The organism is Caloramator fervidus, from assembly GCF_900108045.1.
Classification (GTDB): domain Bacteria; phylum Bacillota; class Clostridia; order Clostridiales; family Caloramatoraceae; genus Caloramator; species Caloramator fervidus.
In genome coordinates this window covers 35,923-47,248 of record NZ_FNUK01000017.1, presented here as the reverse complement: position 1 = coordinate 47,248, position 11,326 = coordinate 35,923, and the positions used below count along the sequence as shown (strand labels likewise).

Annotated in this window: 14 protein-coding genes, 2 tRNA genes and 2 rRNA genes; 17 read left to right on the top strand and 1 reads right to left on the bottom strand. The window is 32.6% G+C overall.

Going from position 1 to position 11,326, the window contains the following annotated elements; genetic code table 11:
* The 6 genes from C4R78_RS06915 to C4R78_RS06890 form a co-directional block, all read left to right on the top strand.
* Positions 1-217, top strand: a 23S ribosomal RNA gene (locus tag C4R78_RS06915); the annotation flags it as partial.
* An 18-nt stretch (positions 218-235) separates the two neighbouring features.
* Positions 236-352 (top strand): 5S ribosomal RNA (gene rrf, locus C4R78_RS06910).
* Between the two features lie 5 nt (positions 353-357).
* Positions 358-434 (top strand) — tRNA-Ile (locus C4R78_RS06905).
* Positions 435-437: 3 nt separating this feature from the next.
* A tRNA-Ala gene (locus C4R78_RS06900) sits at positions 438-513 on the top strand.
* Positions 514-664: 151 nt separating this feature from the next.
* Positions 665-1,960 (top strand): branched-chain amino acid transport system II carrier protein, encoded by a 1,296-nt coding sequence (gene brnQ, locus C4R78_RS06895; RefSeq protein WP_103896351.1) that lies wholly within the window; start codon positions 665-667, stop codon positions 1,958-1,960.
* A 20-nt stretch (positions 1,961-1,980) separates the two neighbouring features.
* Entirely contained in the window at positions 1,981-2,220 is a 240-nt protein-coding gene (locus C4R78_RS06890) for a hypothetical protein (RefSeq protein WP_103896350.1), read from the top strand.
* A 363-nt stretch (positions 2,221-2,583) separates the two neighbouring features.
* Here the strand turns inward: C4R78_RS06890 and C4R78_RS06885 are convergent, their stop codons facing one another.
* Complete coding sequence (locus tag C4R78_RS06885) at positions 2,584-2,781, bottom strand: HAD family hydrolase (RefSeq protein ID WP_341456813.1); 198 nt, start codon at positions 2,779-2,781, stop codon at positions 2,584-2,586.
* A gap of 206 nt (positions 2,782-2,987) precedes the next feature.
* Here C4R78_RS06885 and C4R78_RS06880 point away from each other — a divergent pair, with 206 nt between their 5' ends.
* The 11 genes from C4R78_RS06880 to C4R78_RS06830 all read left to right on the top strand — a co-directional run bounded on the left by C4R78_RS06880 (position 2,988) and on the right by C4R78_RS06830 (position 11,315).
* Positions 2,988-3,500, top strand: a complete 513-nt coding sequence (locus tag C4R78_RS06880) for a biotin transporter BioY (RefSeq protein ID WP_159945852.1) — start codon at positions 2,988-2,990, stop codon at positions 3,498-3,500.
* A gap of 9 nt (positions 3,501-3,509) precedes the next feature.
* Positions 3,510-3,968, top strand: a complete 459-nt coding sequence (locus C4R78_RS06875) for a MarR family winged helix-turn-helix transcriptional regulator (RefSeq protein ID WP_103896347.1) — start codon at positions 3,510-3,512, stop codon at positions 3,966-3,968.
* A gap of 5 nt (positions 3,969-3,973) precedes the next feature.
* Entirely contained in the window at positions 3,974-4,942 is a 969-nt protein-coding gene (locus C4R78_RS06870; protein ID WP_103896346.1) for a beta-ketoacyl-ACP synthase III, read from the top strand.
* A 62-nt stretch (positions 4,943-5,004) separates the two neighbouring features.
* Positions 5,005-5,226 carry an acyl carrier protein gene (gene acpP / locus C4R78_RS06865; protein WP_103896345.1) on the top strand — a complete coding sequence of 74 codons (222 nt, stop codon included), beginning with the start codon at positions 5,005-5,007 and terminating at the stop codon, positions 5,224-5,226.
* Positions 5,227-5,230: 4 nt separating this feature from the next.
* On the top strand, positions 5,231-6,169 hold the full coding sequence (gene fabK, locus C4R78_RS06860; protein WP_103896344.1) for an enoyl-[acyl-carrier-protein] reductase FabK: 939 nt from the start codon (positions 5,231-5,233) through the stop codon (positions 6,167-6,169).
* A gap of 10 nt (positions 6,170-6,179) precedes the next feature.
* Entirely contained in the window at positions 6,180-7,112 is a 933-nt protein-coding gene (fabD, locus tag C4R78_RS06855) for an ACP S-malonyltransferase (protein ID WP_103896343.1), read from the top strand.
* Positions 7,106-7,846, top strand: a complete 741-nt coding sequence (fabG, locus tag C4R78_RS06850; RefSeq protein WP_103896342.1) for a 3-oxoacyl-[acyl-carrier-protein] reductase — start codon at positions 7,106-7,108, stop codon at positions 7,844-7,846. Before fabD ends, fabG begins: the two co-directional genes overlap by 7 nt.
* An 11-nt stretch (positions 7,847-7,857) precedes the next feature.
* Positions 7,858-9,090, top strand: a complete 1,233-nt coding sequence (gene fabF, locus C4R78_RS06845; protein ID WP_103896341.1) for a beta-ketoacyl-ACP synthase II — start codon at positions 7,858-7,860, stop codon at positions 9,088-9,090.
* Between the two features lie 15 nt (positions 9,091-9,105).
* Positions 9,106-9,543: an acetyl-CoA carboxylase biotin carboxyl carrier protein gene (gene accB, locus C4R78_RS06840; protein WP_103896340.1), complete on the top strand. Its 438-nt coding sequence runs from the start codon at positions 9,106-9,108 to the stop codon at positions 9,541-9,543.
* Positions 9,536-9,967 carry a 3-hydroxyacyl-ACP dehydratase FabZ gene (gene fabZ / locus C4R78_RS06835; protein WP_103896339.1) on the top strand — a complete coding sequence of 144 codons (432 nt, stop codon included), beginning with the start codon at positions 9,536-9,538 and terminating at the stop codon, positions 9,965-9,967. Before accB ends, fabZ begins: the two co-directional genes overlap by 8 nt.
* Before the next feature lie 4 nt (positions 9,968-9,971).
* Positions 9,972-11,315: an acetyl-CoA carboxylase biotin carboxylase subunit gene (locus tag C4R78_RS06830; protein ID WP_103896338.1), complete on the top strand. Its 1,344-nt coding sequence runs from the start codon at positions 9,972-9,974 to the stop codon at positions 11,313-11,315.
* The last annotated feature ends 11 nt before the right edge of the window (positions 11,316-11,326 follow it).

The window sequence follows — 11,326 nt, the reverse complement described above, 5'->3', positions numbered from 1 at the left end:
CTCTGGTGCACCAGTTGTCTTGCCAAGGGCACAGCTGGGTAGCCATGTTCGGACGGGATAAGCGCTGAAGGCATCTAAGCGCGAAGCCCACCCCGAGATGAGATTTCCCACGCGAGAGCGGTAAGACCCCTGGAAGACTACCAGGTAGATAGGCCAGAGGTGTAAGCGTCGTAAGGCGTTTAGCTGACTGGTACTAATAGGTCGAGGACTTGATCTACTTGTGCAGTTGTGTATATCCGGTGGTGATGGAGGTAGGGAAACACCCGTTCCCATTCCGAACACGAAGGTTAAGCCTACCTTCGCCGATGGTACTAGGCTGGAGACGGCCTGGGAGAGTAGGTGACTGCCGGGTAAGAAGGGCCTTTAGCTCAGTTGGCTAGAGCAACCGGCTCATAACCGGTCGGTCCGGGGTTCGAGTCCCTGAAGGCCCACCATGTGGGGGTGTAGCTCAGTTGGGAGAGCACCTGCCTTGCAAGCAGGGGGTCAGGAGTTCGAATCTCCTCATCTCCACCATTAATAAAAAATGCTTGTCACCTACGTGGCAAGCATTTTTTATTAATGGTATTTATTTTTTATTGCATCTCTATATGTTTAATATTATAATAATTTTAGGACAAGTTATAATATTCATAAAATTTAAAAATATTACATAGGAGGTAAGGATATGAAAAAATTCAATGACGTTTTAGTAATTGGACTGGCATTATTTGCTATGTTCTTTGGAGCAGGAAATTTAATTTTCCCTCCATACATAGGACTTTTATCAGGAGATAAGTGGTATCTAGCCCTCTTAGGATTTTTACTTACAGGCATTGGTTTGCCTTTAACTGGAATTATAGTTATGTCAAAAAACGATGGAGATTTTGAAAAATTTGCAGGTAAGGTTAGTAGTTCATTTAGTAAAGGTCTAGGAATAATTATTATGTTAGCAATAGGACCACTTCTTGCGATACCTAGAACAGGTGCAACTACCTTTGAAATGGGAGTAAAGCCTCTTTTCCCAAATGTTAGCTCTGTTGTTGCTACAACTATTTTCTTTGCTATAAATTTATATTTTGTAATAAATCCTTCTTCTGTTATTGATAAAATAGGTAAAATATTAACTCCTGTTTTACTTGCTATGTTAGCTATAATTATTGTAAAGGGTATAGTATCTCCTATTGGACAACTTGCTTCAACAGGTTTACAAAATCCTTTCTCAAGGGCATTTTCAGAAGGATATCAAACTATGGATGCGTTAGCATCAACAGTATTTGCGGGTATAGTTATATCAAGTGTTGTTGCAAAGGGGTATACTGAAAAAAGAGATCAGATAAAGCTAACGGTTATAGCAGGAATGATTGCTGCAACAGGACTTCTTTTAGTATATGGAGGCCTTATGTATCTTGGTGCTACAGCAACGACTATATATAGTCCTGAAATATCAAAGACTGAGCTTATTATAGGTATAACAGAAAGGATTTTAGGGAATTTTGGTAAAGTTGCCCTTGGACTTGCTGTTGCTTTTGCATGTCTTACAACATCTGTTGGACTTACAGCAACTGCAGGAGAATTTTTCTCAAAGATTAGTAATGATAGAATAAGTTATAAGGCAGTTGTAATAATAATTACTGTATTTAGTGCTATTGTATCAAATTTTGGGGTTGAAAAAATAGTAAAAATAGCAGTTCCTTTATTAGTTACTGTTTATCCGGTTGTTATAGTTTTAATAGTATTAAATATATTTGATGAATATATAAAGAATAAAAATGTTTATGCAGGAGCAGTATATTTAACTTTGATAATAAGTATAATTGATGGTCTTGCTGCAATTGGAATAAATATAAAAGTAGCTCAAAATTTTATAGCTAAATTGCCATTTGCAAGTTCTGGGTTTGCGTGGATAGTTCCAGCTATATTAGGAGGTTTAATAGCATTGATATTTAGTAGAAAAGAGAATAGGGTTAATGGCAATAACTAATTTAGGAGATGTTTTAATTTATGATGGATTTTTTCCCAAGGATAATTCCGGAATTTACTGTGTTTAAGTTTATTGCTAGAATGGTTATTAGAGCAGTTGGAATTTGGGGTTATTACTTTCTGTTTGTAGGATTAGATTTATTTATATGTACAAAATTTATATACAAAGCTTTAAAAGAAGAAAAATTTGAAACAGCAGTAGCTATATCTATACTTATGCTTATATTAGTAGGAGGAATTATAGCTTTAGTAAATACATAAAGTATGACCACCAAAATGGTGGTCTTTTTTTAGGCTTTTGTTTTTTCCCTAGGTTTAAATAAAGATCCTATATATATAGTTAGTGGGATAGCAATCAAATGTAATATTATCCAATAAGTCCATCCGATTCTTGGTGTATACATTTTTAAACCTCCTTATTTAACCTCTTTTTTAGCTAAGCTATTTCCTATATAAAATAAAATTGGAATAGCAATTATATGAATCAAAAGCCATAATCCCCAACCTATAGTAGGTCTTAAATTCATAAGTTCACCTCCAATTAAAGTTTCTAATATTTATTTTTTTATTTTTTTAATAAAATATACTAGGCCCTTAATTAAAGGGCCTTCAATATAGATATGTCTATATTTTTAAATCCATTTTAAAAACTAAGCATTCTTCAGGTTTTAAATTTAATTCCTTTGCCGCTTTTAAAAATACTTCAGGATCAGGTTTAGCTTTTGTTACTTTGTTTCCATCTATAATAACATCGAAATATTCTTTTAATCTAGTATTTTCTAAAATAATCATGGCATTTTTGCTTACAGAGCCTAAAGCTATTTTAATTCCGTTACAAATAGTGCTTTAGATCCGTTTTATAGAATAAAACATTTTGATGTTTTAGGTATTTATGATTTAAAAGCTAGGATAGCTTTGAAAATATCAACTATTGATCCCTATTTTTTATTGACTTTAAGTAAATTTTATAATAAAATATATTTTGAAAATAAAAATATTTGAATATCAAAACAATGGGAGGGACTTTATTGACAACAAAGAGATTAGTTAAAATTAGTTTATTTGTATCTATTTTATGTATTTTATCCTTGTTTTCTATTCCAATAGGGACAGTTCCTATAACTTTACAAACCTTTGGTATATTTTTAATAGGCATATTATTAGGGCCGTATGATGGAAGTTTAGCTGTTTTAGGTTATTTATTGTTGGGAAGCATAGGTCTTCCTGTTTTTGCTGGAGGAAAAGGAGGAATTAGTGTTTTAATAGGACCTACAGGAGGATATTTAGTTTCTTTTCCTATAGTTGCATTTATTTTGGGATATTTAACAAAAATAAAAAGTGAGGTTATTAGATTCCTTGTTTTACTTTTAAGTGTTTTTATAGTATATGCCTTTGGTGTTTGTTATTTAAAGTATGTAACTGGTATGGATTTTATAAAATCCATTAAAATAGGTATGGTTCCATTTATAATTCCTGATATAATAAAAGCAGTAGCGGCATATTTTATATCTTTAGAGTTAGACAAAAGAATAAGATTTTGAGGTGGTATAATGAATAAAACCTACATGGTTTTAAATCAGCTTCTTGTAGATATATTTAATGACATTCTTTTAATCGAACAAAATGCTTTAAAAAATAGCGATTTATCTGATGTTTCTATTACAGAAGTTCATGCAATAGAGGCAATAGGAAAAGGTAACGAAAGAACTATGGGAGAAGTTGCGCAAGATTTAAAGGTTACAATGGGAACTTTAACTATAATGGTGGATAAATTAGTAAAAAAAGGCTATGTAGAAAGATTTAGATCAGAGGTTGATAGAAGGGTGGTTTTAGTAAGACTTACTAAAAAAGGTGAGCTTGTTTTTAAAATTCATGAAAGATTTCATCATGAAATGATACGAAGTATTATAGAAGGGCTTTCTGAAGAGGAAGAAAAAATTCTTATTAATTCGTTAGAAAAGTTAAAAGAGTTTTTTAGAAAAAAATATAATTTAATTAGAAAAGAGTGAGATAAATGAAAGAGGTAAAAATAGTTTCAACAGGAAGTTATGTTCCTAAGAAGATACTTGATAATGAGTTTTTAAGTTCAATAGTTCAAACAAGTGATGAATGGATAACTACAAGAACAGGTATAAAGAAAAGGCATATTTCAAATGGGGAAAATACTTCAGATTTAGCTTATGAAGCTGCTAAAAGAGCTATTTATGATGCCAATATTGATCCCAAAAGTGTAGAAGCTGTAATTGTAGCAACAGTAACTCCGGATAATTTTACTCCCTCTGTTGCATGTATTTTACAAGAAAGATTGAATTTAGTTAATGCTGCTTGTTTTGACATAAATGCTGCCTGTAGTGGTTTTTTATATGCTCTTTCCGTGGCTGCTTCTATGATAAAAGGAGGTCTTTTTAGTAATGCTTTAATAGTAGGGGCTGAGGTTTTAACTAAGGTTGTTGATTGGCAGGATAGAAATACTTGTGTTTTGTTTGGAGATGGTGCAGGGGCAGCATTTTTAAAAGCAAGCCAAGAAAAAGGGATTTTAAATTATTTCATAGCTTCTGATGGTTCAAAAGGAAAACTTTTAAAAATACCTGCTGTTTCAGTTAATAACCCTTTTGTTTCATCTTTTCAGCCTAAACCTTATGTATATATGGATGGAAAAGAAGTATTTAAATTTGCAACAGAGGTTATAGTAAGTAGCATTGAAAAAGTTTTAAAAAATTCTAATTTAACATTAGAGGATATAGATTTGATTATTCCTCATCAGGCTAATATAAGAATAATTGAGTTTGCAGCGAAAAAGCTTAAATTACCGTTAGATAAATTTTATATTAATATACAAAATTATGGAAATACCTCAGCAGCAAGTATCCCTATAGCTTTAGATGAAGCACTAAAAAGAGGAGTGGTTAAAAAAGGAAATAAGGTAGTTCTTGTAGGTTTTGGTGGAGGTTTAACGTGGGGAGCTGCGTTAATTGAGATGTAATTTTTGTTTATCAAAAACTTTTAATATCAAAATATTTGGTTTTCAAAGAAAGGAGAGGTTTTATGGTATTTGAAAAATTAAGAGAAATTATTTCGGAAAACATGGGTATTGATAAGGAAGACATAAAACTTGATACGAGTTTTGAGGACTTAGGACTTGATTCCCTTGACTTGGTTGAGCTTGTTATGAATGTTGAAGAAGCTTTTGGAATTGAAATTGCTGAAGGAGAAGGTTTTAAAACGGTTAAAGATGTAGTTGATTACATAGAAGGTTTAGGTAGGTGATTTTATGTTTGATACAAGAATAACTCAAATGCTAGGAATAAAATATCCTATATTTCAAGGTGGAATGGCTTGGATTGCTGATGCTACTTTGGCATCAGCAGTCTCAAATGCTGGTGGTCTTGGAATTATAGCTGCAGGAAATGCACCTAAAGAATATGTAAGGGAAGAAATAAGAAAGGCAAAAACTTTAACAAACAAGCCTTTTGGAGTAAATATAATGCTTCTTAGTCCTTATGCAGATGAGGTTGCTAAAGTGGTTGCGGAAGAAAAAGTTAGTGTTGTAACAACAGGGGCTGGGAATCCATCAAAGTATATAGAGCTTTGGAAGAAAAATGGAATAAAAGTTATTCCTGTTGTTCCTTCTGTTGCCCTTGCAAGAAGAGTCGAAAAATATGGAGCTGATGCGGTTATAGCAGAAGGTGGAGAATCTGGAGGACATGTTGGAGAGCTTACAACTATGGCCCTTGTTCCGCAAGTTGTTGATGCAGTAAGTATTCCGGTTATTGCTGCAGGAGGAATTGGAGATGGACGTGGTGTTGCTGCAGCTTTTATGTTAGGAGCAGAAGGAGTTCAACTAGGAACTAGGTTTTTAGTTGCAAAGGAATGTAAAATTCATCAAAACTACAAGGATATGATTTTAAAAGCAAAGGATATAGATACAGTTGTAACAGGAAGATATACGGGGCATCCTGTAAGGATACTTTATAATAAACTTGCAAGAATTATGCTTCAAATGGAAAAGGAAAGGGTTGATATTGAAAAGTTTGAGGAAATAGGTAAAGGAAGTTTAAAAAAGGCTGTAGAAGGAGATGTAGAAATGGGTTCTGTAATGGCAGGACAAATAGCAGGACTTATAAATAAAGAACAAACTTGCCAAGAAATAATTGAGGATTTGATAAAAGGGGCAAAAGAAACTATAGAAAGGTTTTTGAAAAAAGTTTGAGGTGATAAAAATGAAAATAGCTTTTTTATTCTCTGGTCAAGGCTCCCAGTATGTGGGTATGGGAAAGGAATTATATGACAATTTTAAAGAAGTTAGAGAATTGTTTGAGGTTGCAAGTAAAGTTTCTAATAAAGATATTGCAAATCTTTGTTTCATGGGACCTAAGGAAGAATTAGATAAAACTGAAAATACGCAGGTTTGTGTTCTAACAGTTAGTATTGCAGCTTTTTTGACAGCAAAAAAGTTAGGAATAAAAGCTGATTATTTAGCGGGGTTTAGCCTTGGCGAATATTCTGCCTTGGTTGCAGCTAATGTTTTAAGTTTTGAAGATGCCATAAAGGTTGTTAACTTAAGAGGAAAGTTTATGCAAGAAGCTTTTAAAGATGGAAATTATGGTATGGCTGCAATAATTGGGCTTGATGAGAAGGATGTCAAGCTAATAGTTGAAAAAGCAAAGGATAAAGAATTTTTAGCTATAGCAAATTTTAATTGTCCAAAACAAGTTGTAATAGCAGGGCATAATAATGCTTTAGAGCAAGCAAGAGTTTTGACTGAACAAAAAAAAGGAAGATTTGTAAAGCTTTCAGTTAGTGGTGCATTCCATACTGAGCTTTTAAAGGATGCTGCAGAAAAATTTTATAATGAGCTTTTAAAGTTTGAATTTAAAAAACCTGAAATTCCTATAATTGCAAATGAAACAGGAGATTTTCTAAGTGAAAATATAAGGGAATCTTTAAAATACCAAATGAAGAGTGCTGTTTTTTGGGAGGATAGTATAAAAAAGTTAATTAGTTTAGGTGTTGATACTTTTATAGAACTAGGACCTGGTAAAGTTTTATCAGGATTTTTAAGAAAGATAGAGAAGAACGTAAAGGCTTTAAATATAGAAGATATGGCATCTTTGCAAAAAACAATAAAAGAATTGGAGGAGATTAAATGTTAAAAGGAAAGGTGGCTTTAATTACAGGTTCAGCAAAAGGTATAGGAAGAGAGATTGCTTTAAAATTTGCTAAAGAAGGAGCAGATGTTGTTATAAATTATAGAAGTTATTCTGAAAATTTGAAAGAACTTGAAAATACTATAAAAAGTTTTGGAGTAGATGTTCTTCTAGTAGAAGGTAATGTAAGAAATTTTGAAGATGCAGAAAGAATGGTTAAATCATGTATTGAAAAATTTGGAAGGTTAGACATATTGGTTAACAATGCAGGTATAACAAGGGATAATCTTGTTTTAAGGATGAAATTAGAGGAATTTGATGAGGTTTTAGATGTTAATCTTAAAGGAGCGTTTAATCTTATAAAAGCGAGTTTACCTATTATGATAAAACAAAAAAGTGGTAGGATAATTAATATATCATCGATTATAGGTATTATAGGAAATGTAGGTCAGGCTAACTATGCTGCATCAAAAGCAGGGCTTATTGGGCTTACAAAATCAGTTGCAAAGGAAGTAGCTTCTAAAAACATAACAGTAAATGCTATAGCTCCAGGGTTTATAGTTACCGATATGACTGATAAATTGCCTGAAAAAATAAAAGAAAAAATGCTAGACCTAATACCATTAAAAAGGTTTGGATTATGTGAGGATGTTGCTAATGTTGCGTTATTTTTAGCTTCTGATATGGCATCCTATATTACAGGACAGGTTATAAATGTAGATGGTGGCATGGTAATGTAAGGAGGAATTTTATGAAAAGAAGAGTAGTTATTACAGGGCTTGGTGCTATAACGCCTTTAGGAAATGATGTTAATACCTTCTTTAAAGGTATTAAAGAAGGAAAGTGTGGAATTGATTATATAAAAAGTTTTGATACTGAAAATTTTAAAGTCAAAGTTGCAGCTGAAGTTAAGGACTTTGATCCTAGTGATTATGTAGATAAAAAGGAAGCAAAAAGGATGGATAGGTTTTGTCAATTTGCATTGGCTTCTTCAATTGAAGCTATAAAAGACTCTAAGCTGGATTTAGATACTATAGATAAAAATAAGTTTGGAGTAGTTATAGGTTCTGGAATTGGTGGGCTTTTAACTATAGAAAAGGAACATAAAAATCTTATTGAGAAAGGCCCTAATAGGGTTGGACCTTTGTTTATTCCAATGGCTATAATAAATCTTGCTGCTGGAAATGTTGCTATAAAATTTAAAGCTAAGGGGATTTGTTCGTCGGTTGTTACAGCATGTGCTTCAGGAACAAATGCAATAGGTGAGGCATTTAGGTATATTCAAATGGGATATTTAGACGTAGCTATAGCAGGAGGTGCAGAGGCTCCTATAACTCCCCTTGCTCTTGCAGGATTTACAAATTTAACAGCTCTTACAAGTTCCAATGATCCTAAGAGAGCAAGTATACCTTTTGATTTAAATAGAAGTGGATTTGTTATGGGAGAAGGAGCAGGAATTTTAATCTTAGAAGAATATGAACATGCATTAAAAAGAGGTGCCAAGATATATGCTGAAATTGTAGGATATGGCTTTACTTGTGATGCTTTTCACATGACAGCACCTGATGAAAACGCCGAAGGAGCCATTAGAGCAATTGAAATGGCAATTTTAGATGCAGGAATACAAAAAGAAGAAATTTCATATATAAATGCTCATGGAACAAGCACGCCACTTAATGACAAACTTGAAACTTTGGCAATAAAAAAAGTATTTAAAGAGTATGCTAAAAATATTCCAGTAAGTTCAACAAAATCCATGACTGGTCATCTTTTAGGAGCTGCAGGAGCAGTTGAAGCTGTAATTTGTGTTAAAGCAATAGAGGAAGGATTTATTCCTCCAACTATTGGATATGAAAATCCTGATCCTGAATGTGACCTTGATTATGTTCCTAATGTTGGAAGATATAAAGAGATAAGATATGCTTTATCTAATAGTTTTGGTTTTGGAGGCCATAATGCATGTATCATTTTTAAAAAGATATAGTTTGGGGTGATATATTTGGACATAAAAGGAATTCAAGAAATTATAAAGGCTGTGGACAATTCTAGTTTAACTTTTCTTGAAATAATTTCAAATGATATAACTATAAGAATGAAAAAAGAGGGATTAGATATCAAAAAAGAAATAAAAGTCGAAGAAGCTAGAGTTGAAACACAATTACAAGTTAAAGATAAAATTGAAAATTTACATGTTATAAAAGCACCATTAGTTGGAACTTTTTATAGAGCTCCAGGACCTAATTTAAAGCCTTTTGTTGAAGTAGGAACTAAGGTTAAAAAAGGAGATACCCTTTGTATAATTGAAGCTATGAAGATAATGAATGAAATACAAAGCGATGTGGATGGTGAAATAGTTGAAATTTTAGTAGAAAATGAAACTATGGTTGAATATGGACAAGAACTTTTTAAGATTAAAGTAGGTGATAGAAATGTTTAATATAGAAGAAATAATGAAAGTTATTCCTCATAGATACCCTTTTCTTTTAATTGATAGGATAGAGGAAGTTATTCCAGGGGAAAGGGCTGTTGGAATAAAGTGTGTAACTATTAATGAACCTTTTTTTAAGGGACATTTTCCACAAAAACCTGTTATGCCGGGTGTTTTAATAATAGAAGCTTTAGCTCAAGTTGGAGCTTTTGCTATTTTGTCTTTAGAAGAGTATAAAGGAAAGATTGCTTATTTTGCAGGTATAGATAAAGCACGTTTTAGAAGAAAAGTTTTACCTGGAGATGTCTTGAAATTAGAGGTTGAAATAATAAAAAGAAAAGGGCCTGTTGGAGTTGGTAAGGCTATAGCTTATGTAGAGGATAAAAAGGTATGTGAGGCAGAACTTTCATTTGTAATAGGACTTGAGGAGTGATGGTATGTTTAAGAAGATTCTTATAGCCAATAGGGGTGAAATTGCAGTTAGGATTATAAGGGCATGCCGTGAGATGGGAATAAAAACAGTTGCTGTTTTTTCGGATATAGATAAAGAAGCATTGCATGTTCAAATGGCTGATGAAGCTGTATGTATAGGTCCTGCAAGAGCTAAAGATAGTTATTTAAATATGCAAAATATTATAAGTGCTGCAATTTTAACTGGTTCAGAGGCAATTCACCCCGGTTTTGGTTTTTTATCAGAAAACAGTAAGTTTGCAAAGCTTTGTGAGGAGTGTAATATAACTTTTATAGGTCCGTCTGCTGAAGCGATTGAGCTTATGGGAGATAAAGCCAAGGCAAGGGAAGTTATGATAAAAAATAATATTCCTGTAGTTCCAGGATCAGATGGTAAGGTTGACAGTCTAGAGGAAGCTGTTGATATTGCTAATAAAATAGGATTTCCTATAATGATAAAAGCAGCTGCAGGTGGTGGTGGAAGAGGAATTAGAATTGTAAGGGATATAGATGAGCTTTTTAAAGTTTTTGATATGGCTAAAAATGAAGCTAAAAATGCTTTTGGAGATGACTCGATGTATATAGAAAAGTTTATTGAAAATCCAAAACATATTGAGTTTCAGATATTAGCAGATTCTTATGGTAATGTTTTACATCTTGGAGAAAGAGACTGTTCCATGCAGAGAAAAAATCAAAAAATAATTGAAGAAGCTCCTTCTGTTATTTTAGATGAAAATTTAAGAAAAAAGATGGGTAAAGTAGCAATAGATGTTGCAAAGGCAGTAAATTATAAAAATGCAGGGACGGTTGAATTTTTAGTTGATAAGAATGGAAGTTTTTATTTTATAGAGATGAATACTAGGATACAAGTTGAACATCCTGTTACGGAAATGATTACAGGAATAGATCTGATAAAAGAACAAATAAGGATTGCCGCAGGGGAAAAATTAGAATATTCTCAAGAAGATATAAAAATAATTGGGCATGCAATAGAGTGTAGGATAAATGCAGAGGATGTTGAAAATGGTTTTAGACCATCTCCTGGAAAAATAGATTTTCTTCATTTTCCTGGAGGATTAGGAGTTAGAATAGATAGTTGTATATATCAGGGTTATACTATTCCATCTTCCTATGATTCAATGATAGCAAAACTTATAGTTTATGCAAAGGATAGAAAAGAAGCCATTGAGAGAATGAAAAGGGCTCTTGAAGAATTTGTAATAGAAGGAATTAAAACAAATATTGATTTACATTATGAACTTTTAAACCAAAAAGAGTTTATTGAAGGAACTTATGATACAGGATTTTTAACAAGATTTTTACACCGATAATAAGGTGGTGA

Coding starts and splice junctions, on each gene's coding strand:
- fabG (WP_103896342.1), top strand. CDS start 7,106: ATGTTAAAAGGAAAGGTGGCTTTAATTACAGGTTCAGCAAAAGGTATA.
- C4R78_RS06875 (WP_103896347.1), top strand. CDS start 3,510: ATGAATAAAACCTACATGGTTTTAAATCAGCTTCTTGTAGATATATTT.
- C4R78_RS06870 (WP_103896346.1), top strand. CDS start 3,974: ATGAAAGAGGTAAAAATAGTTTCAACAGGAAGTTATGTTCCTAAGAAG.
- acpP (WP_103896345.1), top strand. CDS start 5,005: ATGGTATTTGAAAAATTAAGAGAAATTATTTCGGAAAACATGGGTATT.
- fabZ (WP_103896339.1), top strand. CDS start 9,536: ATGTTTAATATAGAAGAAATAATGAAAGTTATTCCTCATAGATACCCT.
- fabF (WP_103896341.1), top strand. CDS start 7,858: ATGAAAAGAAGAGTAGTTATTACAGGGCTTGGTGCTATAACGCCTTTA.
- C4R78_RS06890 (WP_103896350.1), top strand. CDS start 1,981: ATGATGGATTTTTTCCCAAGGATAATTCCGGAATTTACTGTGTTTAAG.
- fabK (WP_103896344.1), top strand. CDS start 5,231: ATGTTTGATACAAGAATAACTCAAATGCTAGGAATAAAATATCCTATA.
- C4R78_RS06830 (WP_103896338.1), top strand. CDS start 9,972: ATGTTTAAGAAGATTCTTATAGCCAATAGGGGTGAAATTGCAGTTAGG.
- brnQ (WP_103896351.1), top strand. CDS start 665: ATGAAAAAATTCAATGACGTTTTAGTAATTGGACTGGCATTATTTGCT.
- fabD (WP_103896343.1), top strand. CDS start 6,180: ATGAAAATAGCTTTTTTATTCTCTGGTCAAGGCTCCCAGTATGTGGGT.